Origin of the sequence: Geminicoccus flavidas (assembly GCF_009806515.1) — a bacterium.
GTDB lineage: Bacteria > Pseudomonadota > Alphaproteobacteria > Geminicoccales > Geminicoccaceae > Geminicoccus > Geminicoccus flavidus.
Genome location: NZ_WUJP01000553.1, coordinates 1 through 24,465 on the forward strand (window position 1 = coordinate 1; position 24,465 = coordinate 24,465).

Annotated in this window: 24 protein-coding genes and 1 pseudogene; 12 read left to right on the forward strand and 13 right to left on the reverse strand. The window is 63.8% G+C overall.

From position 1 onward, the window contains the following. The 6 genes and pseudogenes from EQG76_RS15790 to EQG76_RS15810 all read right to left on the reverse strand — a co-directional run. Positions 1-241, reverse strand: a pseudogene (locus EQG76_RS15790) (YsnF/AvaK domain-containing protein); the annotation flags it as partial. Further along, on the reverse strand, positions 238-669 hold the full coding sequence (locus tag EQG76_RS15795) for a YsnF/AvaK domain-containing protein (protein ID WP_159715153.1): 432 nt from the start codon (positions 667-669) through the stop codon (positions 238-240). The pseudogene EQG76_RS15790 and the gene EQG76_RS15795, both read right to left, overlap by 4 nt. Positions 670-891: 222 nt before the next feature. Continuing rightward, positions 892-1,680, reverse strand: a complete 789-nt coding sequence (locus EQG76_RS15800) for a potassium channel family protein (protein ID WP_159715155.1) — start codon at positions 1,678-1,680, stop codon at positions 892-894. 120 nt (positions 1,681-1,800) lie between these two features. Continuing rightward, positions 1,801-3,123, reverse strand: coding sequence for a cation:proton antiporter (locus tag EQG76_RS15805; RefSeq protein ID WP_159715157.1), 1,323 nt, complete (start codon positions 3,121-3,123; stop codon positions 1,801-1,803). Positions 3,124-3,197: 74 nt separating this feature from the next. Continuing rightward, positions 3,198-3,332, reverse strand: a complete 135-nt coding sequence (locus EQG76_RS32810) for a hypothetical protein (RefSeq protein ID WP_255476537.1) — start codon at positions 3,330-3,332, stop codon at positions 3,198-3,200. Beyond that, on the reverse strand, positions 3,329-3,694 hold the full coding sequence (locus tag EQG76_RS15810; protein ID WP_159715159.1) for a hypothetical protein: 366 nt from the start codon (positions 3,692-3,694) through the stop codon (positions 3,329-3,331). The genes EQG76_RS32810 and EQG76_RS15810 overlap by 4 nt, the downstream gene beginning before the upstream one ends. A 215-nt stretch (positions 3,695-3,909) precedes the next feature. Here EQG76_RS15810 and EQG76_RS15815 point away from each other — a divergent pair, with 215 nt between their 5' ends. Beyond that, entirely contained in the window at positions 3,910-4,140 is a 231-nt protein-coding gene (locus tag EQG76_RS15815; RefSeq protein WP_159715161.1) for a hypothetical protein, read from the forward strand. Between the two features lie 42 nt (positions 4,141-4,182). Here the strand turns inward: EQG76_RS15815 and EQG76_RS15820 are convergent, their stop codons facing one another. The 5 genes from EQG76_RS15820 to EQG76_RS15840 all read right to left on the reverse strand — a co-directional run bounded on the left by EQG76_RS15820 (position 4,183) and on the right by EQG76_RS15840 (position 8,991). Next, positions 4,183-4,467: a hypothetical protein gene (locus tag EQG76_RS15820; RefSeq protein WP_159715163.1), complete on the reverse strand. Its 285-nt coding sequence runs from the start codon at positions 4,465-4,467 to the stop codon at positions 4,183-4,185. Positions 4,468-4,922: 455 nt separating this feature from the next. After that, a complete protein-coding gene (locus EQG76_RS15825; RefSeq protein WP_159715165.1) occupies positions 4,923-5,099 on the reverse strand; it encodes a hypothetical protein in 177 nt (58 codons plus the stop codon). Between the two features lie 331 nt (positions 5,100-5,430). Then, positions 5,431-6,057 (reverse strand): PqiC family protein, encoded by a 627-nt coding sequence (locus EQG76_RS15830; protein WP_159715167.1) that lies wholly within the window; start codon positions 6,055-6,057, stop codon positions 5,431-5,433. Continuing rightward, complete coding sequence (locus tag EQG76_RS15835; protein WP_159715169.1) at positions 6,054-7,712, reverse strand: PqiB family protein; 1,659 nt, start codon at positions 7,710-7,712, stop codon at positions 6,054-6,056. Before EQG76_RS15835 ends, EQG76_RS15830 begins: the two co-directional genes overlap by 4 nt. Before the next feature lie 10 nt (positions 7,713-7,722). Further along, positions 7,723-8,991, reverse strand: coding sequence for a paraquat-inducible protein A (locus EQG76_RS15840; protein ID WP_321573470.1), 1,269 nt, complete (start codon positions 8,989-8,991; stop codon positions 7,723-7,725). 335 nt (positions 8,992-9,326) lie between these two features. Here EQG76_RS15840 and EQG76_RS15845 point away from each other — a divergent pair, with 335 nt between their 5' ends. The 6 genes from EQG76_RS15845 (at position 9,327) to EQG76_RS15870 (ending at position 15,241) form a co-directional block, all read left to right on the forward strand. Further along, complete coding sequence (locus EQG76_RS15845; protein WP_159715172.1) at positions 9,327-11,177, forward strand: tetratricopeptide repeat protein; 1,851 nt, start codon at positions 9,327-9,329, stop codon at positions 11,175-11,177. A gap of 175 nt (positions 11,178-11,352) precedes the next feature. After that, positions 11,353-12,018, forward strand: coding sequence for a DUF3313 domain-containing protein (locus tag EQG76_RS15850; protein WP_159715173.1), 666 nt, complete (start codon positions 11,353-11,355; stop codon positions 12,016-12,018). Positions 12,019-12,101: 83 nt separating this feature from the next. Next, positions 12,102-13,532 carry a DUF1254 domain-containing protein gene (locus tag EQG76_RS15855; RefSeq protein ID WP_159715174.1) on the forward strand — a complete coding sequence of 477 codons (1,431 nt, stop codon included), beginning with the start codon at positions 12,102-12,104 and terminating at the stop codon, positions 13,530-13,532. A 107-nt stretch (positions 13,533-13,639) separates the two neighbouring features. After that, on the forward strand, positions 13,640-14,416 hold the full coding sequence (locus EQG76_RS15860; RefSeq protein ID WP_159715175.1) for a porin family protein: 777 nt from the start codon (positions 13,640-13,642) through the stop codon (positions 14,414-14,416). Positions 14,417-14,481: 65 nt separating this feature from the next. Next, positions 14,482-14,811: a hypothetical protein gene (locus EQG76_RS15865; RefSeq protein ID WP_159715176.1), complete on the forward strand. Its 330-nt coding sequence runs from the start codon at positions 14,482-14,484 to the stop codon at positions 14,809-14,811. 16 nt (positions 14,812-14,827) lie between these two features. Continuing rightward, a complete protein-coding gene (locus EQG76_RS15870) occupies positions 14,828-15,241 on the forward strand; it encodes a hypothetical protein (RefSeq protein WP_159715177.1) in 414 nt (137 codons plus the stop codon). Positions 15,242-15,376: 135 nt separating this feature from the next. Here the strand turns inward: EQG76_RS15870 and EQG76_RS15875 are convergent, their stop codons facing one another. After that, entirely contained in the window at positions 15,377-16,576 is a 1,200-nt protein-coding gene (locus tag EQG76_RS15875; RefSeq protein WP_159715178.1) for a Gfo/Idh/MocA family protein, read from the reverse strand. Between the two features lie 414 nt (positions 16,577-16,990). Here EQG76_RS15875 and EQG76_RS15880 point away from each other — a divergent pair, with 414 nt between their 5' ends. The 5 genes from EQG76_RS15880 (at position 16,991) to yghX (ending at position 23,834) form a co-directional block, all read left to right on the forward strand. After that, on the forward strand, positions 16,991-18,373 hold the full coding sequence (locus EQG76_RS15880; protein ID WP_159715179.1) for a M20/M25/M40 family metallo-hydrolase: 1,383 nt from the start codon (positions 16,991-16,993) through the stop codon (positions 18,371-18,373). A gap of 89 nt (positions 18,374-18,462) precedes the next feature. Further along, the gene (locus tag EQG76_RS15885; RefSeq protein WP_159715188.1) at positions 18,463-19,965 is read left to right on the forward strand and encodes an AbgT family transporter; all 1,503 of its coding nucleotides are present in this window, start codon (positions 18,463-18,465) and stop codon (positions 19,963-19,965) included. A 43-nt stretch (positions 19,966-20,008) separates the two neighbouring features. Continuing rightward, positions 20,009-21,844 carry an SLC13 family permease gene (locus tag EQG76_RS15890; protein ID WP_159715180.1) on the forward strand — a complete coding sequence of 612 codons (1,836 nt, stop codon included), beginning with the start codon at positions 20,009-20,011 and terminating at the stop codon, positions 21,842-21,844. A gap of 88 nt (positions 21,845-21,932) precedes the next feature. Next, positions 21,933-22,811, forward strand: coding sequence for an aldo/keto reductase family oxidoreductase (locus EQG76_RS15895; RefSeq protein ID WP_159715182.1), 879 nt, complete (start codon positions 21,933-21,935; stop codon positions 22,809-22,811). Between the two features lie 132 nt (positions 22,812-22,943). Beyond that, entirely contained in the window at positions 22,944-23,834 is an 891-nt protein-coding gene (gene yghX / locus EQG76_RS15900; protein ID WP_159715184.1) for a YghX family hydrolase, read from the forward strand. 41 nt (positions 23,835-23,875) lie between these two features. On the opposite strand, the gene EQG76_RS15905 is transcribed toward yghX, so the two are convergent. Then, a complete protein-coding gene (locus EQG76_RS15905; RefSeq protein ID WP_159715186.1) occupies positions 23,876-24,355 on the reverse strand; it encodes a glutathione peroxidase in 480 nt (159 codons plus the stop codon). Between the last annotated feature and the right edge of the window lie 110 nt (positions 24,356-24,465).

Below are 24,465 nucleotides of genomic sequence, written 5' to 3' on the forward strand. Positions count from 1 at the left end.
GATAGCCGCCACGCCGGATCCCTTCGGAATAGGCATAGCGGTCCTCGTCGGGCATGAAGAGGTCGCCCAAGCTTGCCCAGAAGCCCTTGTCCTCCGTGCCGGTGGCTGGTTCGGTGGTGGCTTCAGTATCGGCGCTCCGGACGGAGATCTCCCCGTCCGCGATGCCGAGAGCGATCAATTCATCCCGCGCAGTTTCCGTGGCACCGAGCGTGTCGTAGAGCGCCGTCATCGTCTGCGTCATGGGTCTTCATCTTCCATGATGATAGGGAATCGCAGGTCTGGCTCTTCCAGCCGCGTCACCGTCGCATGCTCCGCACGAAGCGGTATTGTCCGACGAACCAGCTCCTCGCTGACGGTCTTGCTGACCCGGAGTTCCTCTTTGAGCATCAGCCGGGTCTGCACCACGAGCCGCTCCTCGAGAACCGGGATGATGAGCACCCCGTTTTCTTCGCGGATCGGCGGGACCTTTTCCACGAACTGACCGACCGGGACACGCTCGACCTTGACCTCCTCTTCCTTGAGCAGGGCTTCTACGACATGCGGCGTGGTCTCGACCTTGGTCTCGACCAGCACGCGGCCAAGCTCGACCAAGCGCTTGCGGAGCTGAAGCTGCTCTTCCAGCAGTTCAACCCGCTGGTCGGGCTGGTCGGGGGAGGCTGACTTGGTCATGGGGCAGCAACTGAGATCGGAGGCTGCAGTTCCTAGCTTGGATTAGCTCGCCTGAGGTTTTTGCTGCCGCTTGTACATGAAGTATGTTGTTATTTCTTCATTTGACATTTGGCACAGTGGCATAAGATTCAAGATCGATCAGCCTAAGATCTTTTCTTCATGGAACCCGCTGTCGGCGCTGGTGCCATCCAGCTCGGCTACCAGCCATCAGGTGTTGCGGCGCTAGCCCTCGTCGTTCGAGATGTTGAGGATCCCTCCGCACGCCTTGCAGTGCACTGCGTCCCGATCATGTCGCTGCAAGCCACACCGAGGACATGGATGGCGCACCTTGCCGCCCGGGCGGAACACCGCCTGTGCTAGGCGGAAGAACAGCGAGATGCCGACGATCATGATCGCCATCGAGAGCAGTCGCCCCGGCCAGCCCACCAGCGTGACGTCGCCAAAGCCGGTGGTTGAGAGCGTCGTCACGGTGAAGTAGAGCGCATCGAGGAAGTTCGCGATCTCCGGGTTCACCGGGCGCTGGGTGACATAGACGATGGAGGCTACCATCAGCATGAACACGGCAAGGTCGAGTGCTGCCGTGATCACCTCCTCGTTGCGGCGCACTGCCAAGAAGTGCCGCTTGAGCTGGCCGAGCACGTTGTAGGACCGCATCAGTCGGACGGTGCGCAGCACGCGCAGGAAGGCGAGGTTGCCCACCAGCGCCGACAAGAACAGGGAGACAATGACCACGATGTCGATCAACGCTGCGGCATTGTCGAGGTAGCGCATCGGATGGCGATGGGCTGCCAACCGGCTCAGGAATTCGAGCAACAAGAGGGCCCCGAGCAGCAGGTCGACCCAGCGAGTCCAAGGCGGCGCGACGAAGGTGGTGGCGAGAAAGTAGGCTAGCGCGCCGAGATCCAGGGCCAGCAGGCCCATCTGAAACACGACGGCATCACGCCGGTGGCCATAGAACAGATGCCGCAACCGCGTGCGCAGCCGGCCTACAGCGTGCGACGGTAACTGCATCGGCTTATCAGCATCCTGTCGGGGCTTGATGCATCACCAGGATAAGTCGCAGTCCGCCTTTATCTGTCCTTTTACCGGCGGCATGCCTGCCATGGCCGCTCGCCATACTGCATGGCCTGATCATGTTTTTTCGCCGCCAACATTTGCCGATGATGCAAGTCTCGGGCTGGGTGTAGCCACAGGGGAGCCGCGAGGTGCCTGTTCAGCCTTGTTCCGGCGCCGATCCAGATAGCTCATGGCGGGGGTAACGGTGGTGCCATGCAGAAGGATGGAGACCAGCACCACCAGCCCGACTGCACTCCACAGCCGCGCCGGCTCGTGAAAGTCTGCTTGGTTGAGCGCATAGGCCAGGTAGTAAATCGAACCCAGCCCACGAACGCCGAAGAAGCTGATCATCGACCTCTCGGCCCAGGATGTCGGGGTACCAAGCAGGCTGATCATTCCGATGAGTGGGCGCATCACGAACAGGGTCGTCAGGGCGAACAGGATCATGGCGCTGTCAAGCCGGTCAAGCAGGCCACCATGCGCGATCATGCCGCCGAGCACCACAAGCAGGACCATCATGAGCATACGCTCGGACTGTTCCGCAAAATCGTGCAGCTTGTCGTGGAACTCGTGGTTGCGCTCGACCGCACGGATCGCAAGGGCAGCAACGAACACGGCCAGGAAGCCATAGGCATGGATGGCGCTGGTGATGCCATAGGCAAGGAGTGTCGCCCCCAATGCCACAAAGCCGTCTCCGGTTCGTGCCAATTTGGTGCGGTTGGGCAGCCGGAACGTGATGTAGCCAAGGATCCAACCAACTAGGGCGCCCACCACGACACCCGCTAGGATCTCCCAAAGCACGTCGACCAGCAGCCACTCACCCCAGGCTTCTGCCGTGAGACTTCCGCCACCAATGGCAAGTGCCACTGCCAGATTGACGAAGGGGAAGGCCAAGCCATCATTCAGACCGGCTTCCGAGGTGAGCGTGAACCGCGCCTCGTCCTCCTCGCCCGTGCGGGGTGGTCCCACCTGGACGTCGCTTGCCAGTACCGGATCAGTGGGGGCCAGCGCTGCACCGAGCAGCAAGGCAGCGGCAATGTCCATCCCAAGCAGCCACCAAGCGAGTCCAGCGACGGCAACAATGGTCAACGGCATTGCTAGGCCGATGAGCCGCCAAGTGAGCCTCCAGCGCTGCCAGCCGAAGACGCGGTCGATCTTCAGGCCCGCACCCATCAAGGCGATGATGACAATGAGCTCACTCAAGCGCTCCGTGAGCAAGGGATACTGGAGCGGATAGGGCGTCAAAGGCTCGAGTGCCGGATGAGCGAACATGAGCGCGCCTAAGCCAACCGAGATGATCGGGAGCGATAGCGGGGCTTCCTTCAACACCATCGGCAGCCACGCCGTGAGCAGGATGACCCCACCCAAGACGGTGAGAACACCGATATAGAGGCTCATGCGCGGGAGGATCCTGGCTGGTGGCTGGATCAACTGGCCACGGGCGCTTAAGCTGCCGATGGAGAAAAGTATTCTCAGGCAACCGCGCGCAGATCGTAGCAGACGATGAGTACGCGCACCCGCTGGCCACACTTCGTCAGGCCGGCTTGCCGAAGCAGGATCGCGTGGCGTTTAGCCTCCAACATCAGGATCTGGCCATGGCCGCTCATGCGGACGGTCCCGCAGCAGGAGCGGGAGCAGCAAGCCTTTCCAGTCGCTCGGCATAGGTCTGCGGCCGCAGCCGAGCGATCGGGTGACGGGGGTCGTTGATCACATACTCCCGGATGTCGGTGACCAGCTCATCGGCCAGCCGGTCGATGACCAGGCGCTGCGTGGTGTTACGCGGCAGAGTCCGCAGGTAGCCGACGATGGCGTCGAGGTGGCGGACGACTTCCGGACACGCATCCTGCTCGGCGGGCCGCTGCCATTCGGCCAGATGCTGCGCCGTGGCAAGATGAATGATCTTCCGCTCGAAGAGGAGGGCAGAAAGGCTCGGGAGAGGATACATGAGGTTCTCCTGGATGCCTCCCACCGTGGCGCTGGGCTGATGGCGCTGCGGGACTGTACGGTATCCTGAGGTTTGACTATTAGATGTTGTGGTTTCTGGCACTTGGGGCAGTAGCGCCACAGTGCTGGTGGATGGATGTTCTCAGATAGGCCAAATTGTCTCGCTACTGAAGACTCCTGGAAATGGCGTTCCTAGCGTTTGTTCGCCAACCAGGAGAACGCCATGGTACAAGCGCCAGAGTGTTCGTTGACTACTGGACCGAGCAAAACGTAGAGGCGGAAATCTACAGCGATACCCGGCACCGTTCGCGGGAATACGCAGCGCAGTGCTTGCAGGCTGCCAGGGCACGGGGGATCAGTGTCACCGACATCTGGGACGAGTGCGGGGATCTGGCGACCTATATCGCCGGGACCAGCGACCGTGCGATCGACTGGCAGCCGTTCTCCTGGTCGCAGTTTCATCGGACCTGAGGTTGCTCCTGGCAGAGCAGGCGCCGGCACCCCGCGAGGCGGTCACGGATCAGCATCATCAGTGCCGCCTGCGGACAGTTCGGCCAGAGCCTCGATGACGGCAGCCTCGATCTGAGCCAGTGCCGTCATCGGGTCCTCTGGGCACAACACTGGCGCCAGCTTGGCCGGTAGCGCCATCAGTCTTGCGCGCACGGCCGCATAGCGGCGCTCCAGCTCGATGCCGACATCCTCCACCGCCACCACTTCGCCCTCTTGCCTTGCCAGCTCCAGCTCGGCCAGGCAGGGCTTCCGCTGCGGTCTTGCGCTGCTTAGCCTCGTCGAGGTCAATCTTGGCTCGCTGGCTATCGTCGACCTCGAACACGGCACACGGCGTGGTTCAACCGCCAGCGCGTGCCTTCAACCCTCACCAGCCAGGCTCATGTCCTTGATGGCGACACGCCTGAGGTGAGTGACCAGATCATCCGACACCTCGACATTGATGCGTCCGAGCATCAAATCATCTCACCTTGACGCGGCATCTGTCAGCTCTTCTCGACCAGCTTGACAGCTTCCCGCAGCAACTCCGCCACCAACTGTCGCATCTCCTTCGTCCCGTGTGTAGCATTCAGTGCGAAAGCGCCCGTTACCCCGCCCATTCGGGCCACCACTACCTTTCGCGCCGCCATGCATCCGACAGCGTGTCTTGCCTGCCACCGCTGGCGATCGGCCTAGCGTCCCCTACCGGGTCCTGGCCCCTCAGCGTGGGCAATCCTGCATCGGCCAGTGCCGGTGCATGGGCTCGATCAATGCTTCGTCTGCCATCCCCCCGCTGTCACGTTGCCGACGGTGGCCTGGGCGCCGGCCTGCACTGTCACATGCTCCACCCGTACCGTCCGCTGTCCCTTGTCCCGGTGCCGGTTCAGGGTCTCCACCAAGGTCCCGTGGGTGCGCGCCAGCTTGTTCGCATGGCTGAGCGCCATCTGCTGCTCCTCGGAGGCTTGATCGGGCAGCGCCGCTCGCCGGCAGCACCTTATCGCAGCCTCATTGGCTGCGATTATCTGCGCCATCAAATGCCCATCGAAACAGGTCACTCGAGGCCATAGCCTGGATCGTCTGGAACAGCGCCGGCTGCTTCCATTCCCGCAACTCGGGCGGTGGCCAAAGACGGAAGCGCCCGACGACCTACTATGGCCACATCGAGATCTCGCTCGAAACGCACGGCGTCTGCATCGCGGACTACACTGGCTCGATCGTCCGCAAGTTCGCGATGGTGAGTGGTCCCAGATACCCGGCGGCAGTGCTGGTACTACCTCAGTTGGCCGTGGCCTGACCGAGCCTTGCACTTCCCCTCAGGACTGAGATCGCTGAAGAGACTTCCGTACCTAGTCGGGACCACCCCTCGCTCATCGCGTCGACAGTTCCCTGTAAATCCGTCGCCTCACCAGTCGGCAGCGAGAGCAGCACGCGGCCATCCTGTAGGACTTGGTCACCAGCACCGTCTAGCACGAGCCAACGAGCGTCCAGTGTCATCTCGCCACCCAAGACGGCGTCAAACCGGGTGACGTCGACGGCGACCTGGTAGTCGAGGCGGACTGGACGGGACTGTGGCAGGATCACGATCTTGTCAGTGCCGAGATGATTGCGCAGGGACTGCAGCAGGTTCCGGCGGGTAATAGCGTCGAGGGATTCCACCCAGCGGTCAAACTCGGCGACGTCCATGCGAGTGGCGCTGGTTCGGGTGACGATTTGCGGGCGGTCGAGATAGTCCGGCAAGGCGATGTCGGCGATCCCTATGGCGAGCCGTGAGTCCGGACGTACCGGTCGCTCGGGCATGGGCGGGTCAGCAAAGGTGTGGAGCCTGGTCGGTTGGCTTGTGGCGCAGGCGACTAGACCGAGAATGCAAAGGGCTACGCCGAACGAAGCGAGCTTGCGGCTCATTGGCTTCCTCCGGCCTTGCCCCGGATCAGCGCCTCGGGGTGTCGGTCGAGATAGTCGGCGAACATGCGGATCGACCGCGTCGCACTGATCAGTTCCTTCATCAGTACTCGGGTTTCAGTAGGGATCGGCGCCTGCTGGCCGATGACCCCATCTACGGACACGAGGGTCATTCTTGCCTGCTCTGTCAGTCTGGCAGCGTCGTCGGCCACTTTGCGCAGTGATGCGACCAGCGGGCCGGACTGGCCCTCGACACTGGCGGCAATGCGCTCGACCGAGCCCAGGGATCGGTCGAGTTGGACGATGATGTCCTTCATCTCCGGCGCCCCCACCAATGCATTTACGCTCGCCACGGTCTTGCGCACCTCGTCCATCAGCTTAGGCAGATCGAGCTTCGACAACTGATCGAGAAAGCCCTCTGCCGAACGGGCGATCTGGTCCATGTCGCTCGCCGCTGTCGGTACCTCGACCCGGCTGCCGATGCGCTTGGCCTTGGCAGGCGGCGCATCCGGCACGAACTCGAGCGATACGATCAACTCGCCAGTCAGCAAGTTGCCCGACTTCAACTTTGCCCGCAGACCCCGCGCGACGAACTGGTCCAGGGCGATGTAGGGATCGACATCGACCAGCCGCTGGCCGATCGGCCGGACCCGGTCGGGTTCGACCTCGAACCCCACAGCGATGCGAAAGCCTGAGGTGTCCCGCTCATATTCCAACGCAATGTCGGTCACCGTTCCAATCTGGATGCCCGAAAACTCCACCGGTGCACCGACTCTCAGCCCGCGCACCGAGCCCTCGAAATAAGCCAGCAGCGGGATCCTTTCGCTGTAGCCCGCGGTGATCACCTCGTCATGACTGTCAAACAGTGTGTAGGCATGCCCCTCAGCGCTTGGCTCGCCCGGGATGTCCAGGTCTGGGGTCTCAACCTCGATTCCGCCAATCAGCAACGAGCGCAACGAAGCGAGCTTGACGTTGACCCCGTCGCCGCCGATCGAGACGTCGATGCCGCTCGCATTCCAGAATCGGCTGCTGTCGCGGATCATCTCGTCATGGGGAGAATTGACGAAGATGTCGATGATTAGCCCGCTACGGCCAGCATCCAGACGGTAGTCAAGCACCTTGCCGATGGTGATCCCAAGATAACTGATCGGCGCACCGCGACTGATCGAGCCCAGCGTCTCGGAGTGCAGAACATAACGGCGCCCTGGCGCGTCCGACTGCAAGGGTGGCGGCTCCTCTAGGCCAGTGAACGATTCCTGCCGCTCGCCCTGGCCGGGATCGATCGCGATGTAGCTGCCCGACAGCAGCGTTCCGAGCCCGGATACCCCGGAAATGCCGAGCTGGGGGCGGACGATCCAGAGCTTGGTGCCATTTGCCATCAGTCCGGCCGCATCCTTGTCGATGTCGGCCACGGCGACAACATCAGAGAAGTGGTCGCTGAACTGGACGTCGGTGACGGTGCCGATCTCGACGTCCTTGTATTTGAGTTTGGTTTTGCCGGCCTCTAGTCCGTCGGCCGTCTGGAAGGTAATCCGTACCGTTGGCCCCTGCTCGAGCAGCGTCGTCACCGCTAGCCAGATCCCGAGCAGGCCGGCCACGATCGGCACGAGCCAAATGAGCGAAAAGCGGCGTTGGGGCCGATAGATGGCATCGCTCAAGGAGCGTCGTTCAGGTTCTGGTGGAAGCACTGGACTCACGGCCGCTTTCCTCGATGTTCCATATCAGGCGTGGATCAAACGAGGCGGACGCCAGCATCGTCAGAACGACGACGCCGGCGAATGCTACGGCGCCTTGGCCGGGCTGGATGGTGGCGACCTCGCCGAGCTCCACGAGGGCGACCAGGATCGAGATCATGAAGATGTCGACCATCGACCAACGTCCGACGCCTTCGATCACGCGATACAGGATGGTTCGGTCTCGGCGGCGTCGGGTGGAGCCGCACTGGACCGACAGCAGCAGGTAGACCAGCCCGATTAGCTTCAGGCAGGGCACGACGATGCTAGCGAAGAGCACCAGGATCGCCACTGGCCACATTCCGAGCGCGATCATGGCCTTGACGCCGCTCAGGATCGTGTCGGGTTCGCCCCTGCCCAGGGACGTTACGGTCATCACGGGCATGACGTTTGCTGGAATGTAGAGGATCGCTGCCGCGATCAGTAATGCCCAGGTCCTGGCCAGGCTGTCAGGCTTGCGCGGGTGCAGCGCACCCTGGCACCGTGGACAGACATGCTCGGCTTCTGTCTGCGGCACCAGCAGGCCGCAGCCATGGCAGCACAGGAAGCCAAAGACCTCCGATCCGCTGTCGGGTTCGCGAACCTGTGGTCCGATCCTTTCCCAGACCTCGCCGGGCTCGAGGACTGATTCCGCCCACAGCATGATCACGATCAACAGGGCCAGCGCCAGGATGCCCAGGCCCGGCTCGATCGTTGCAAGATCGCGCAGCTTCACCCAGGCCACCACCAGGCCCAGCAGGTAGACCTCGGTCATCGCCCAGGGATGCAGCTTCCACACGATCCTGAACACCGGAGCTCGCAGCCGGCTGCGCCCGCCGGCCAGCACCTGGCCGAGCACGAAGATCATGCCGATGATGCGGACAAGCGGAACGCCGATCGCCACCAGGAACACCAGCAGGGCAAGGCCAGGCATCTGGTTGCGGTAGAGGGCAACGACGCTCCCTGCCAGGCTCGCAGCCTGGGTCTGGCCACCCAGGCTCATCGACATGATCGGAAAGATGTTGGCCACGCCGAACAGCACGAGGGCTGCCAGGTTGAGCGCCAGGGCATGTTCGATGCCACGGCCCTTGTTGCGGAACAGGGTGCGGCCGCAGGTAGCACAGGCGAACGATCCGTGAGCGGAGCCTGGAACGACACGATGGATCCCGCCACAGTCGTGACAGGCTAGCAGCATGGCGCGTTTGGATGATTGGTCGCCTGTCATGTTGCCTGGTGGTGAGATGATCGGCCTTGCGTCATCGATCCAGCACACCCTGCCTCAGCCAGTGCATGAACCGAGAAGGTGATGAACTGTCCCGGCAGATTCACTTTCGGATCGTCGAGGAAGATTTCCCATCACTGCTGGACGGGCCAAGCACTTCTGACTGATCGGCCCGACCAATGCTGTCGCCAGGTCACCCAGGCCGCGATGCACGCCGACTGCTGAGCTGCATGATACTGATGCAGCTTGGGGCGGTGGGCATGTTACGGTAACCTACACGTAAATTGGAGCCGACCAAGCAGGAAACTCGGGCCCTGCAGGCTCGGGGAGGCCATGACGTGTCCAAGCTCGGTGCATCGACCCACGATCACTCCTGTGCTGCCGCCGGAGCCAGCTCGGTTCCTGAATTGGCCGTTAACGAGGCGCTCGTCCGGATCCTCGCGAGCTCAGAGTTCGCGGTTTCGGCACGCAACCGGGCGTTCTTGCAGTTCATCGTCAATGAGACGCTGGCTGGCCGAAGCAAGCGCATCAAAGCCTACACCGTCGCTGTCGAGGTGTTTGGGCGTGGCGAGAACTTCGACCCGCAGAACGATCCGGTAGTTCGCATTGAGGCTGGCCGACTGCGGCGGGCGCTCGAGCACTATTACCTATCGGCCGGCCGGGACGATGAGGTCGTCATCCACATTCCCAAAGGCTCCTACATTCCAGCTTTCGCGCTGCGCCCAACCGAGGCGGCCGATCAGCCAGCCGCCCCTGCCCCGGCATCCGTTCCCACGGAGCCAGATGTGGCAGTCTCGCGGCCGGAAGGTCTGCGGAACTGGTGGCGCTGTGCGCCGCGCTACTTTCGTGTCACGGCGCTAGTGCTTGTGGCAGCCGGGCTGATGGGGCTGGGATACATTACCCACCCCCTGAGGACGCCGGGCCAAGTGGCTGATGCAATACCGTTGCGTCCCTCGATCGTCGTCCTGCCGTTCAGCGATCTCATGGGCGAGACGGAGCAAAGCCTCCTGTCACGAGGCTTCGCAGATGAGCTCATCACCCAACTGACTCGGTTCAAGGAGATCATCGTCTATGGCCGCGGCACGGGCGCGGTCATGCTCAACAGTGACGATCCTGCACAGTTTAGCAGGGAACTTGGGGTGGCCTACAGTCTGGAGGGAAGCATCGGCGAATCAGCCGGACACTTGCGGGCGAGCGTGCGGCTCCTGAACGTACGCAGCAATGAAATCGTCTGGGCGGAGACATTCCTGCGCGATCTGGACGCAGGCAATCTCCTGGCTCTCCAGCAGCAGATTGCCGGCGATGTCGCCACCCGGATCGCCCAGCCTTACGGCATCGTGGCACAGGCGAGTGACCGTCAAGCGGCCTCGATGCAACCGGACGACATGGCCGCTTACCGGTGTGGCCTACAGTTCTACGCTTATCGCGCCGAACTACGTCCTGATGCCTATGCGCGAGCCAAATCGTGCCTTGAGGTGACGACCGAGCTTTACCCGGCCTATGCCACGGGCTGGGCAATGCTGGCCTACATCTATATCGACGAAGACCGGTTCTGGTCGGATGGAGAAGCACAAACACCAGCACCGCTCGACCGTGCGCTCGATGCGGCTAAGCGTGCGGTCGCCTTGGACCCGAACGATGTGCGCGCCTGGCAGGCGCTGATGATGGCACACTTCTTCCACAGTGACGTAGCGAAGGGCGTGTATGCAGGGGAACGGGGCCTTGCGATCAACCCAAATGATACCGAGTTCCTGGGCGAGTTCGGGATGCGGCTCGCGATGATGGGTGAATGGGAGCGGGGTACCTCCATGGTACGCGAGGCACTGGCGCGGGACCCGGCCAATTCGCCCTTCTATCGTTCGGTGTTGGCATGGGACCTTTTCAGAGTTGGCAAGTATGAAGAAGCTCTGGAAGAGGTGCATCGAATTGGAATGATCAAGTTGCCGCTCTACTATGCTGTTCGTGCTGCAATACTAGGTCAACTAGGGCGGACGGAAGAAGCTGCCGAGGATGGTCGGCGTTTTCTGAAGGAAATGCCTGGCTTCTTTGACCGCCTCGAGACAGAGCTGTCCAAGCGCAACATGCAGCCCGAGTTTCGGCAGAAGATCATCGAGGGGCTGCGCAAGGCGGGCCTGCCCGTGCCGGAAACGGTGACCCGCGCGCCGGGAATGGCGCCCGTAATGGAATGAGGCCCGATGGCCGGTCCTGGCCGTAGCCTCACGTAAACTACACTCGCTGCGTACCAACATGCTGCTGGTCGGCCTAACCAGGAGGCCACAGATCAGAGGCGACGTCTTTTCGGCTCGACATGAGCCATCCGCAAATAGCGGGGCGCAGCCAAGATCGCTTCTGGAGGGACACGGCATGCGCATCGTTGCTCTGGCCATGGTAGGCTCGCTTACGGTCTTGACCGGATGCGGTGGCGGTGACCGGCTTGCGGCTCCGGTCAGTGGTGTGGCGGGATCGGCCGAGATGAGGCCAACGCAGGGTGTTGCTGATGCATGGAACTACACCAACGCCGAAGCGGACCTGACGCGCTACCGGACTTTGCTGATTGAACGGGCAGAGATTTATTCTGGGCCACAGGCCGACTTCGCCGGGCTGCCTCGGGCTGAAGTCGAGAAGATCGCGCAGATGCTTCCCGAGGAGGCGAAGAAGGCGGTCGGTGCCAAATATCGCTTGGTGAACGAGCCTGGACCTGACGTGGCCAGGCTCAAGTTCACCCTGGTCCGGATCGAAGAGACTGTACCCTATGTCTCGACACTGACGCGGGTCATTCCGATTGGTGCTGTCGTGAACCTGGGACAGGAGGCCGCAGGCAATGGCGGCACGCTGACTGGCTCACTCACGGTAGTCCTCGAAGCCTTCGACTCCCAAACAGGCGAGCTTCTCGTTTCAGCCCAGCGTCGCGTGGCTCCCGCCGCGTTTGATCTGAAGGCTACCATGGGCACGGAAGAAACGGCGCAGGCCGTTGCCGAGGAGATCGGCCAGCAACTGGTCAGGCGGCTCGATGAGATAGCTGCATCCTGAGGCTGATCTCTTCCAGCGTGTATGCCTAGTCGAGGGCATTTTTATCCGAGCAGCTTCGATAGCACGCCAAGAAGGAGATTGAGATGCGGACCTTGTGCGCGGTAGCCACGCTGGTCGCCGGCCTGATCGCCAATCATCCGAGCATCGTCGCAGCGGCCGAGCAGATCACGGAGCAGGAGGCCCATGCAATCGGGGTGGAGGCCTATCTCTACTTCTACCCGTTGGTGACGATGGACATCACCCGCAAGCAACTTACCAATGTTGCTACCCCTAACCAGATAGTGAGCCACGCGCCGACCAATATGTTTGCCCACATACCGGCCTACCCCTCGGCGGATCTCAAGGCGGTAGTCCGCCCGAACTTCGACACGCTCTACTCGAGCGCCTGGCTGGACCTCACCGAGGAGCCGATCATCCTCTCGGTGCCGGACACCCAGGGCCGCTACTACCTGATGCCGATGCTGGACATGTGGACAGACGTATTCGCATCGCCTGGCTGGCGGACCACCGGCACCGAACCCGGAGAGTTCGCTATTGTCCCCCAGGGTTGGGAAGGAGACCTCCCAGGAGGCGTGAAGCGGATAGATGCGCCGACCGAACATGTGTGGATCATCGGCCGCACAAAGACGGACGGCCCGGACGACTACGCGGCGGTCCACAAGATCCAGGCTGGCTTAACGCTAACACCTCTGTCTCAGTGGAGCAAACCGGCGAAGCCGGCCGAGGTAAAGGTCGATCCCAGCATTGACATGAAAACTCCGCCGAAGCTCCAGGTCGACACCATGTCGGCAGAGAAGTACTTCGCCTATGCTTCCGAGCTGCTGATGGTCCATGCGCCACATGTGACCGACCAACCGATTCTGGCCGAGATGGAGCGAGTTGGCCTGGAGCGAGGCAAGCGCTTCGACCTTGCGACGGCGGATCCGGCGATCCGCAAGGCCTTCGAGCGCGTGCCAGAGGACGCGCAGCGCCTGATGGCATGGAAGGTTCCGACGCTGGCCAGTGTCGTCAATGGCTGGTCGATGAACACCGACACGATGGGTGTCTATGGAACGTACTATCTCAAGCGCGCGATTGTCAGTCAGCTCGGCCTCGGCGCGAACCTGCCGGAGGACGCGGTCTATCCACTCAATCTGGGCGATAGTACCGGGCGTCCTCTGAACGGCGAGAACAAATACACGATCCATTTCGATGCCGCCAATATGCCGCCGGTGGACGCCTTCTGGTCGATCACTCTCTATGATCGTGAGGGCTTTCAGGTCGCAAACAGCCTGAATCGCTTCGCCGTCGCCAGCTGGATGCCGTTCAAGCACAACGCGGACGGCTCGCTCGACATCGTCATTCAGCACGAGAACCCCGGCAAGGACATGGAGCAGAACTGGCTGCCGGCACCAAAGGGTCCGTACAACCTGACCATGCGCCTTTACGCTCCGCGCTCGGACGTGCTGACCGGCAAGTGGCGGCCTCCAGCGGTGCTCGAGAAGCAGGATGTGCCGACTTTGGTGACCCAGTAGGCGTTCGATCCACGGCAGCGCTGAAGCTTCGCGTGGGCGGAGATAAGAAGCCGATGGTGAGCCGATCGGACGGAGCAATAGACTGGTTCGACAGGACGGTGGCCCAGATGGCCACCGCCGCGGCTGGGATCGGCCTCATAGCGGCGCTGGCGCATCCGGCCTTCGCCGTCGCACAGGAGGCCGATGCCGGTCCAGCAACGACTGCCGGTGGTTGGACCTTCAAGTTGACACCCTATGCGTGGCTGGCCGGCCTCGACGGCAAGGTCCGGACCCGCAGCCGATTGCCGGCCGCCGATGTCGACGCAAGCTTCAGCGACATCTTCGACGATACCAACTTCGCATTGATGATGTTGGGCGAGGCGCGCCGCGACCGCTTTGGAGTCATCCTGGATGTCGACTATCTCGACATCTCAAGCGAAGGCAGCACGCCTGGTGACCTGTTCAGCGGCGTCAAAGCCTCATCCAACGTGCTGATCGGGACGCTCGGTCTGGCGTACCGGGTCCTGGACCGGCCGAAGGGGCTGATTGATGTCGTAGGCGGTGCGCGGCTTTGGTCAATCGACAACGAGCTGAAGCTAGAGGCCGGGCGGTTGAACGAGGTCTCAACCAGCAGGGATCAGACTTGGGTTGATCCGATCATTGGCTTGCGCGGTGGCGTCGACCTCAGCGACGACATTTACGTTTCAGCCTACACCGACATCGGAGGTTTCGGTGCCGGATCCAAGTTTACCTGGCAGGTGCTGGCTTCAGTCGGCTATCGGTTCAATGACCATCTGACGGCTGAAGTGGGGTACCGTTATCTTAGCGTTGACTACGACCACGACGGCTTCCTTTGGGATGTGGATCTGTATGGCCCGGTAATTGGGATCTCCTACCGGTTCTGATTTCGCCGTCGCCACTGCGCACGTACGGCTATGAGGCGACTAGCACGTCGAGGGAGGACTGCGTGATGACGCATCATACTCGCAACCTGTGCTTGCTGATGGCATTGCCCTTGATGATGAGCACGACAGGATCACCGCCCGCGTTGGCCAATGACTTCTGGGGCGGAGCCGCCGTAGGTATCGGTTCCACTCTCCTGTTCCAGGGCGTCAAGCGCTCCTACCAAAGGAGGCAGCTTGAGGAACAGCAGCAAGCTTACGTGCCGCCGCCACCCCCGCCAGTCCACCACGAGTCTGTCCAGCAGCAACTCGAGTTGATCAAGAAGTACTGCGATGAAGGCCTGTTCACGCCGGAGGAGTGCAACGCAAAGCGCCAAAATACTATGGATGCCCTTTAACGGAGAATTACCAAACATGCGCCCAGTTATCCTCATACTCATTTATGCGTTCATACTGACGCCGAACTTGGCGGCAGCAGTGAATAATAACGATGCGCCAGTCATTCAATGCACATTGACAGGCGGCGAGAAATGTTTGGAAGGCAAGTGCACGCCAATTGGGAGCATGAAGAAGATCAAGCTGCCTCTCAAGGTTGGCATAGAGCGCGCGGCTGGCGTGATTGCGGCTACTGATGTTGATGGCTGGCCAATGGTGTCTCGAATCGCATCAATCACCCATGAGCCTGGTCAACTGGTTCTGCAAGGCGTCGGATTTGGTATTGGCTGGACAATGACAGTCGAGGCGACTGGCCCCCGTGCCACGGCAACGCTTTCAGCAGCCGATGGTGTCAGCGTGCTATTCGGGACATGTCAGGCCGAGCCAGAGTAATCGTAATGCGTAGGTCGGGTACTCGAGTCACGCAGGCGGCGCCAGCTTTCTCCACAATTCATCCGCCATGGCGGCGACCGGGCTCGTCGTTGTCGCCGTCGCCCAGGGGCCGGTGGTTGCGCCCCTCCTGTTCGCCTATGCGCCGAACCGTTCGTCGGTCATCTCGCTGACCGTCACCGGCACCCCCTCCTTGGCTGAGCAGATTGCGGCCATGGTGGTCCTGATGGCGCGATAGCCGTCCTCGCCGCCGTAGCGTGGCCGCTTGCCGGCGATGAGCGCGTCGACAAGTTCCCGGATCTGGTTGGCGTGCGCACGACTGTAGTAGGACACTTCCGACTGCCAGATGTCGTCGCCGCCTTCATCGAAGCGGAAGGTCTCGGTGGGTCCGCCTCGGCGATGCAGCACAAGGTGGACGTCCTGGCCGTCCCATTTGAGGCCTCTGCCACCTTCGCCCAGCACCTCGATCATGCCCTTGTCGCCGATGAGGCTGAGTGTGAAGCCGTATAGCGGGTCGTATTTGTTGTTGAGCGGCTCCGCACGCATCCAAATGCCGGTGCAGGTGGGATCGTCATAGGTCCAGGTGATGATCGGGATGTCGCCGGCTGCTTCCGGCCGATAGATGTTCATGTCGGCCTGCCCGCCTTCCGCGGCCGCGCTCTGCCAATCGATCTGCGACTTCAGCGCGTATACCTGGCTGATGCGGGCATCGATCATCAGATACTCGGCCGTCGCGAAGAAGTGGACGCAGTGATCGAACATCCACGGGAAGCCGGCGCCGCCCGCCTTCGTGGTGTCCATGCGCCAGCCGCGATGCAACTCCGTCACCGGCCTGCCGGCCTCCAGTGCGCCGGGATGCTCGACCCAGGCACCGAAGCGCTGGCGGATCTGCTGCGGCTTGCCGATCTCCCCGGCCTCGACGAGCTCGCGCACCTTCATGATCGAGGTCATGAAGACGTAGGATTCGCCGACCATGAGCGTCACGCCTGCCTCATCCGCCGCGCGGCAGACCTGCTCGCCTTCCTTGAGCGTCAGGCAGAACGGCTTCTCGCACAGGATGTTCCTGCCGGCCCGGGCGGCCGCCAACGCCATGGGTGCATGAAGGATCGTGGGCGTGGTGATGTCGACGGTGTTGACCTCACGGTCCTTCAGCATCTCGTCATAGGAGAGATAGTATCTGGCAATGCCGTATTTCTCGCACACCTCCCGGGCTCGGGCTTCGTCGAGATCACAGACGGCGACGACCTCGGCATCGGGGTGAGCCTGGTAGCCCTTGATGTGGGAATCGGACACCAGCCCGAGACCGACAATGCCTGCCTTGACCCTATCGATCGCCATCTGCGCTTCCTCCCCCGGGCTCGTTCATTGAATGACAATCGGCACCAGCCGGCTGCCGCCATGACCGCCGCACTGGCCACCCGATCGTGCCGGGCGTTCCCCCAGGCAGGAGCCTGCGACGCCCGATCTGCATCCGGACCAGGATGATGCCGTCCACGGCAGGCAGCGGCAAAGAACTTCTTTCACCCGACTTTCGATCGACCCGGAAGGAAAGCCGCCTCTCCTTTCCGCGTCCGGCATGCTCATGCGCGGCCGCTGGCGACGTGGCATACCCGACGCATCGGCACGGTCGGCATGATGATTTGATTTGCCCTGATCTGGCGAGCAGGTCACAGTCCCGGTGCCTCTCGGAGAAGTACATGGCGGGTTCAGCGGCGGCGCGTGCGACGGCAATAACTTTCCTGGTCGGGTTCCATGCCTGAACTCGATCAGGTCCTGGCCCGGATCGATGCCGATCTGCCTTCGGCGCTGGACCGGCTGTTCACGGTCCTGCGCATCCGCTCGATCTCCACCGATCCCGCCTATGCCGACGAATGCCGCGCCTGTGCCCAATGGCATGCGGCCGATTTGCGTGCGATCGGCTTCGACGCGAGCGTGCGCACTACGTCAGGCCACCCGATGGTCGTGGGTCACGACCGGAGCGCGAGCGGTCCGTCCGCCCTGTTCTATGGCCATTACGACGTGCAGCCCGTCGATCCCCTGGAACTGTGGGAGCACGACCCGTTCGAGCCGTTCATCGAGACGCGGGCAGACGGCAGCAAGGCGATCCGCGGCCGGGGGACCTCGGACGACAAGGGCCAGCTCATGACCTTCGTCGAGGCCTGCCGGGCCTGGAAGGCCGTGACCGGCCGGCTGCCAATCCCCGTGTCGATCCTGCTGGAAGGCGAGGAAGAATCGGGTGGGACGAACCTGCCGCCCTTCCTCCGGGCGCACGCCGCCGAGCTCAAGGCCGATGTCGGCCTGATCTGCGACACCAGCATGTGGGACAGGCAGACCCCGGCGATCACCACCATGCTGCGGGGCCTATGCGGCGAGGAGGTGATCATCCGCGCCGCCGACCGCGACCTCCACTCCGGCTTCTACGGCTCGGCCGCTGCCAACCCCAACCGGGTACTGGCCCGGATCATCGCCGACCTGCACGACGAGAACGGCCGGGTCACCATCCCGAACTTCTACGATGGCGTGCCGGAACTGCCAGCGGCGCTGCGCGAGCAGTGGGAGGCCCTACCCTTCGACCCCGCCAGGTTCTTGGGGGATGTGGGCCTGTCCGTGCCGGCCGGCGAGCGGGGCCGCAGCGTGCTGGAGATGGTCTGGTCCCGGCCCACCTGCGAGATCAACGGCATGGGCGGCGGCTACCAGGGGGCTGGCTTCAAGACGGTGATCCCGGCCGAGGCGTCGGCCAAGATCTCGTTCCGCCTGGTGTTCGACCAGGATCCCCATGCGATCCGCCAGGAGTTTCGCCGGTTCGTGCAGGCACGCCTGCCCGCCGACTGCCGGGCCGAGTTCATCGAGCATGGCTCGAGCCGGGCGATCCGCTTCCCGATCGAGGCCGCTGCGTTCGGCAAGGCCCGGGATGCGCTCACGACGGAATGGGGCCGGCCGGCCTTCTATGTCGGCGGCGGCGGCTCGATCCCGGTGACCCACCAGCTGAAGCAGGCGCTCGGCATGGACGTGATCCTGGCCGGCTTCGGGCTGGAGGACGACCGCATCCACAGTCCCAACGAGAAATACGAGCTGGAAAGCTTCCGCCGCGGGATCCGCTCCTGGGCCCGGGTGCTGGACGCACTCGCCCGCTAGCCGGATCCGGCTGCCACCGCCATCGTGATCCCCTGCTCCAGAAAAGGAGCGCCGTCGTGAACCAGGTGGACACAGGCAAGGCGCCGCTGATGCAGCGGATGCTGGACGTCGTCGAGCGGGTCGGCAACCGGGTGCCGCATCCGGTCATGATCTTCGTGATCCTGATCGGCATCGTCATCGTGCTCTCGCAAATCCTCTACTGGATCGGGACCTCGGTATCCTACCAGGTGATCAACCCCTACACGGACGAGATCGAGTATCGCACGACGACGGCACGCGGCCTGCTGAGCGTCGACGGCGTCCGGTTCATGTTCACGGGCGTCGTCCAGAACTTCATGAACTTCAACGCGGTCGGCGTGATCATCGTGGCGATGGTGGGCGTGGGGGTGGCCGAAAGCACCGGGCTGATCGGCGCCTTGATCCGCAAGCTCGTGGTCGTGGCACCACCGGCGGCGCTCACCTACCTCCTGGTCCTGGTCGGCATCCTTTCCAGCATCGCAGCCGATGCCGGCTACCTCGTCCTGATCCCGCTCGCGGCGGCAGCGTTTGTAAGCGTCGGGCGGCACCCGCTGGCCGGGCTCGCGGCCGCGTTCGCGGCGGTGGCGGCGGCGTTCCTGGTCAACATCCTGATCACGCCCACGGACGGCATCCTCACCGAGATCACCAACGACGCGATCCACCTGGCCGACCCGCAGGTCTCCATCGACCTGACCGCCAATGTCTGGTTCTCGATCGCCTCGGTGATCATGCTGACCGTGGTGATCACGCTGGTCACCGAGCGGATGATCGAGCCGCGCCTGGGCCCCTATCGCGGCGACTACCGGGTCGAGGAAGGCAGCGGCCTGTCGGTCGACGAGTATCGCGGTCTGCGCCATGCGCTCTATGGCCTGATCGGGGTGATCCTGTTCGTGGCCATCCTCACCCTGCCGCCAGGGGCACCTCTGCGTGAGCCGGACAGCGGCGCCGTCATCGGCAACACGCCGTTCATGACCAGCCTCATCGTGACGATTGCCCTGGTCTCGCTGGTGTGCGGCATCGCCTATGGCCTGGGCGCGCGCACGATGCAGACCATCGACGACGTCCTGGCGGCCATGACCAGGGCGATCGCGGGCCTGAGCGGGCTGATCCTGCTGCTGCTGGTGATCGCCCAGTTCCTGGCGTTCTTCAACTACAGCAACATGGCGACCCTGGCCGCGGTCTCGCTGGCCGAGCTCTTGAGCCGCGCCAACTTGGACGCGCTCTGGCTCCTGATCGGCTTCGTGATCGTGGTCCTGCTCCTGGACTTCCTGATCACTGGCGCGATCGCCAAATGGGCGATCTTCGCGCCCATCTTCGTGCCGCTCCTGATGCGGCTCGACGTCGAGCCGGAAGCCGTGCTGGCCGCCTACCGGGTCGGCGATTCCCCGGTCAACGTGATCACGCCGCTCAACGCCTATTTCGCGATGATCGTGACCTTCGCCCAGAAGTACCAGCCCGCTTCCGGCGTCGGCACGGTGATCGCGCTGATGCTGCCCTATGTCATCGTGCTCAGCCTGCTCTGGACGCTGCTCCTGGTTGCCTGGCACCTGCTCGGCCTGCCCTGGGGTCTCTGACCGTTGCACCCGTACGCTCCGCCAGCTGCGAGGATGGCGCCCGATGACCGTCGATCTCGCCATCGTGCTGATTCTGCTCGTGGCGGCCATCGTCATGTTCGTGCTCAACCGGCCGCGCATGGACGCGGTCGGCCTCCTCGTGATCGTGACGCTGCCGCTGTTCGGCGTGATCACCATGCCGGAGGCACTGGCCGGCTTCAGCGACCCAAATATCGTCCTGATCGCGGCCCTGTTCGTGATCGGCGAGGGCCTGGTGCGCACCGGCGTGGCGCGCCGGGTCGGCGACTGGCTGCATAAGACTGCCGGCGACGACGAGACCCGGCTGCTCGCGCTGCTGATGGGGGCGGTGGCACTTCTGGGTGCGGTGATGAGCTCGACTGCGGTGGTCGCGATCTTCATCCCGGTGGTCCTGCGCATCGCGCAGAACACCCGCATCTCGCCGAGCCGGCTGATGATGCCGCTCAGCTTCGCCGCCCTGATCAGCGGCATGCTGACTCTGGTCGCGACCGCGCCCAACCTGGTGATCAGCGCGGAGCTGGTGCGCCAGGGCCATGCCGGCTTCGGCTTCTTCAGCATCACGCCGATCGGGCTGCCGGTGCTGGTCCTGGGCATCGCCTACATGCTGTTCGCGCGCCGCTGGCTGGCCGGCACCACCGAGGCCGGCGGGGCCAGGAGCCGGCGGCCGAGTCTGCGCGACTGGATCGAGCGGTATGACCTCGCTGGGCGCGCCCACCGGGTCCAGGTCGGGCGACACTCCCCGCTCGCCGGCAAGCGGCTGGACGAGGCGGCGCTTCGCCAGAGCGGCATCAACCTGCTCGCGATCGAGCGGCGCAACGGCATGAGCAGGAACGTCCTGCGACCGACCGGCCGCAGCGCGATCCAGGCAGGGGACGTCCTGCTGGTCGATGCCCGCATCCCGCCAGACGAGATCGGCGCCCTGCTGCAGCGCCACGGGTTGACCGAGGTGCCGCTGCGGGCTGGCGCCGCCTACCTGACCGACGGCTCACAGGAGCTGGGCATGGTCGAGGTGATGGTCCCAGCCGAATCGCCGCTGCTGGGCCAGACCGTCCTCCAGGCGCAGATGCGCCGCGATTACGGGCTCACCGTCATCGGTCTCCGCCGGGGCCGTGAGGTGGTCCGGGAGGACTATCTCAGCGAGAAGCTCCAGGTCGGCGACACGCTCCTGCTGGTGGGCTTCTGGAGCGACATCAAGCGCCTGCAGTCGACCAGCGACGACCTGGTCGTGCTGAACCTGCCGGCCGATATCGACGACGTCCTGCCGGCTGCGTCCAAGTGGCCGTACGCGCTGGCTATCCTGGCGCTGGTGGTGGGCCTGATGGTCAGCGGGGTGGTCCCGAACGTCCAGGCGGCACTGGTCGGCTGTCTGCTGATGGGCTTGGCCGGCTGCATCGACTTCGCCAGCGCCTACCGGTCAATCGACATGAAGACGCTGATCCTGATCGTCGGCATGCTGCCCTTCTCGATCGCCCTGCAGCACACCGGCGGCGTCGATCTGGCCGCCTACGGCCTCATGTCCCTGGTGGGCGACGCCTCGCCGCGGCTGGTGCTGGCGGTGCTGTTTGTCGTCACTTCGGGCCTGGGCCTGTTCATCTCGAACACTGCCACGGCCGTGCTGATGGCGCCCGTGGCCATCACGGTCGCGAACGATCTCAGTATGTCGCCCTATCCGTTCGCCATGACCGTAGCGGTGGCGGCCTCGACCGCCTTCATGACGCCGATCTCGTCACCGGTGAACACGCTGGTGGTCGGCCCCGGCAACTATGCGTTCGGCGACTTCGTCCGGATCGGTGTTCCGTTCAGCCTGGCCGTGCTGCTGGTCAGCATGCTGCTGATCCCGATCTTCCTGCAGCTGCGCTGAGCCAGCCGCCACCACTGCCCGGGCGCTGACCATTCCCAAGACGGCGCGCTGCCGCTAGCTGTGCAAGCTCCCTGACAGGAGATGGATCATGGGCAGCATCGACCGGTCCGGCACGTTCCCGCTCGGGCGGCGCCAGGTGAAGCGGATGGGCTACGGTGCGATGCAGCTCGCTGGGCCTGGCGTGTTCGGCCCGCCCCGCGATCACGACACAGCACTGGCGGTGCTGCGCGAAGCGGTGGCGCAGGGGGTCGATCACATCGACACCAGCGACTTCTATGGCCCGCACATCACCAACCGGCTGATCCGCGAGGCGCTAGCCCCCTATCCCGACGATCTCGTCATCGTCACCAAGATCGGTGCTCGCCGTGACGACAAGGGCGCCTGGCTGCCGGCATTCGCGCCCGACGAACTGAAGCAGGCGGTGCACGACAACCTGCGCAATCTCGGGCTGGACGTACTGGACGTGGTCAACCTGCGCCTGATGTTCAGCGCGCACGGGCCCGCGGAAGGCCCGATCGAGGCGTCGCTCACCGTCCTGGCCGAACTGCAGCAGCAGGGCCTCATCCGGCATCTTGGCCTCAGCAACGCCACGGCGGCGCAGGTCGCCCAGGCACAGCGGATCGCCCCGATCGTCTGCGTGCAGAACGAGTACAACCTGGCGCGCCGCGCCGACGACCCGCTGATCGACGCGCTAGCCAAGGACGGCATCGCCTACGTGCCGTTCTTCCCGCTGGGCGGCTTCACCCCGCTGCAGTCCACCATCCTGTCCGACGTGGCGGCCAGGCTGGGCGTGACACCCATGCAGACCGCGCTTGCTTGGCTCTTGCGCCGCTCGCCCAACATCCTGTTGATCCCGGGCACCTCGTCGCTGGCCCATCTGCGCGAGAACCTGGCAGCGGCCGAGCTCGACCTGCCGGACGAGGCACTGGCAGCGCTGGAGGGCGTGGGGCGCAGCGGGACCGGCTAACCCTGCCACGGGATCTTTGCGGCCGGCCCTGCGGCACCAGACCTTTGCGTGACGCACAAGGGACTGCGATGTTGCGTTCCCCGTGGCGGCGAACCGGCCGCCACGCCGGCAAGGATCTGGGAGGAACGACAGATGGCCCGCCTCACTGCGCAGGATTTTCCGCAGGAGCTGCTGGAACTCTACGACTATTACGCCCATGGCAGGATCACCAAGCGCGAGTTCCTGGACCGCGCCGGAAGCTTTGCCGTAGGCGGGCTGACCGCGGCGGGGATCCTGGCCTCGCTCAGCCCGAACTACGCGCTGGCCCAGCAGGTCGAGTTCACCGATCCCGACATCCTGCCCGAGTACATCACCTACCCCTCGCCGGAGGGTCACGGTGAAGTGCGCGGCTATCTGGTCCTGCCCGCGGGTGCCGGCGGCCCAGTGCCGGGCGTGGTGGTGGTGCACGAGAACCGGGGGCTCAATCCCTATATCGAGGACGTGGCGCGCCGGGTCGCCAAGGCCGGTTTCGTGGCACTGGCCCCGGACGGGCTGACGTCGATGGGCGGCTATCCCGGCAATGACGAGAAGGGCCGCGAGCTGCAGCAGCAGGTCGATCCGGCCAAGCTGATGAACGACTTCTTCGCCGCGGTCGAGTTCCTGATGGCGGACGACCGGGTCGGCAAGGTCGGCATCACCGGTTTTTGCTATGGCGGCGGTGTGGCCAATGCCGCGGCAGTGACATTCCCCGAACTGGGTGCCGCGGTGCCGTTCTATGGCCGCCAGGCCAAGGCCGAGGACGTGCCGCGGATCCAGGCCCCGCTCCTGCTCCATTACGCCGAGCTGGACGAGCGCATCAACGCGGGCTGGCCTGACTATGAGAAAGCGCTCAAAGCCGCGGGCAAGACCTACAAGGCCCATATCTATCCAGGCGTCAACCACGGCTTCCACAACGATTCGACGCCGCGCTACGACGAGGCGGCAGCCAGGCTCGCCTGGCAGCGCACGATTGATTGGTTCAACCGCCATCTGGCTGCCGGCTGAGGTCCAGGTGACCGCGCCATCCTAACCGGCCGGCCGGGCGTCTACAGCAGCGCCTCGATCGACCGGCGGAGCAGGCGGCAGGGGGTCGCCGGCGCGAAGCGGCGAACCGGCCGGCCCTGCCGGTCGACCAGGAACTTGGTGAAGTTCCAGCGGATCCTCCGCTGGCCCAGCAGGCCCGGCAGGGCCGCGGTCAGGTCCTGGAACAGCGGCAGGGCCGCCTCGCCATTGACCTCCGTCTTGGCCAGCATAGGAAAGCCCGTGCCGAACCGCGTGGCGCAGACCGACTGGATCTCCTCATCGGAGCCCGGCTCCTGGTCGCGGAACTGGTTGCAGGGAAAGGCCAGGATCGTCAGGCCCGCGCCGGCGTAGCGCTCATGCAGGTCCTGCAGTCCCCGGAGTTGCTCCGCGAACATGCAACGGCTGGCCGTGTTCACGATCAGCAGCACCCTGCCCTCGAGTTCCCGCAGATCCAGCATGCTGCCGTCGGCGCGGCGCACCTGGTGGTCCAGCACGCTCGTCATCAGGCCCTGCCTCCGCTCGCCTGGTCCGGGAGCAGGCGGGCAAGCAGGCGCCTGGTCCAATCGCCATAGGGTGGCTGGCCCAGCCGGAACAGGCTGAACCGGCCGGCGCG

What these genes read in the sequence shown, in the direction of transcription:
- EQG76_RS15795 (WP_159715153.1), bottom strand. Translation starts at nt 669, where the DNA reads ATGACCAAGTCAGCCTCCCCCGACCAGCCCGACCAGCGGGTTGAACTG.
- EQG76_RS15800 (WP_159715155.1), bottom strand. Translation starts at nt 1,680, where the DNA reads ATGCAGTTACCGTCGCACGCTGTAGGCCGGCTGCGCACGCGGTTGCGG.
- EQG76_RS15805 (WP_159715157.1), bottom strand. Translation starts at nt 3,123, where the DNA reads ATGAGCCTCTATATCGGTGTTCTCACCGTCTTGGGTGGGGTCATCCTG.
- EQG76_RS32810 (WP_255476537.1), bottom strand. Translation starts at nt 3,332, where the DNA reads ATGAGCGGCCATGGCCAGATCCTGATGTTGGAGGCTAAACGCCACGCG.
- EQG76_RS15825 (WP_159715165.1), bottom strand. Translation starts at nt 5,099, where the DNA reads ATGGCGCTCAGCCATGCGAACAAGCTGGCGCGCACCCACGGGACCTTG.
- EQG76_RS15830 (WP_159715167.1), bottom strand. Translation starts at nt 6,057, where the DNA reads ATGAGCCGCAAGCTCGCTTCGTTCGGCGTAGCCCTTTGCATTCTCGGT.
- EQG76_RS15840 (WP_321573470.1), bottom strand. Translation starts at nt 8,991, where the DNA reads ATGACAGGCGACCAATCATCCAAACGCGCCATGCTGCTAGCCTGTCAC.
- EQG76_RS15850 (WP_159715173.1), top strand. Translation starts at nt 11,353, where the DNA reads ATGCGCATCGTTGCTCTGGCCATGGTAGGCTCGCTTACGGTCTTGACC.
- EQG76_RS15855 (WP_159715174.1), top strand. Translation starts at nt 12,102, where the DNA reads ATGCGGACCTTGTGCGCGGTAGCCACGCTGGTCGCCGGCCTGATCGCC.
- EQG76_RS15860 (WP_159715175.1), top strand. Translation starts at nt 13,640, where the DNA reads ATGGCCACCGCCGCGGCTGGGATCGGCCTCATAGCGGCGCTGGCGCAT.
- EQG76_RS15865 (WP_159715176.1), top strand. Translation starts at nt 14,482, where the DNA reads ATGACGCATCATACTCGCAACCTGTGCTTGCTGATGGCATTGCCCTTG.
- EQG76_RS15870 (WP_159715177.1), top strand. Translation starts at nt 14,828, where the DNA reads ATGCGCCCAGTTATCCTCATACTCATTTATGCGTTCATACTGACGCCG.
- EQG76_RS15875 (WP_159715178.1), bottom strand. Translation starts at nt 16,576, where the DNA reads ATGGCGATCGATAGGGTCAAGGCAGGCATTGTCGGTCTCGGGCTGGTG.
- EQG76_RS15880 (WP_159715179.1), top strand. Translation starts at nt 16,991, where the DNA reads ATGCCTGAACTCGATCAGGTCCTGGCCCGGATCGATGCCGATCTGCCT.
- EQG76_RS15885 (WP_159715188.1), top strand. Translation starts at nt 18,463, where the DNA reads ATGCAGCGGATGCTGGACGTCGTCGAGCGGGTCGGCAACCGGGTGCCG.
- EQG76_RS15890 (WP_159715180.1), top strand. Translation starts at nt 20,009, where the DNA reads ATGACCGTCGATCTCGCCATCGTGCTGATTCTGCTCGTGGCGGCCATC.
- EQG76_RS15895 (WP_159715182.1), top strand. Translation starts at nt 21,933, where the DNA reads ATGGGCAGCATCGACCGGTCCGGCACGTTCCCGCTCGGGCGGCGCCAG.
- yghX (WP_159715184.1), top strand. Translation starts at nt 22,944, where the DNA reads ATGGCCCGCCTCACTGCGCAGGATTTTCCGCAGGAGCTGCTGGAACTC.
- EQG76_RS15905 (WP_159715186.1), bottom strand. Translation starts at nt 24,355, where the DNA reads ATGACGAGCGTGCTGGACCACCAGGTGCGCCGCGCCGACGGCAGCATG.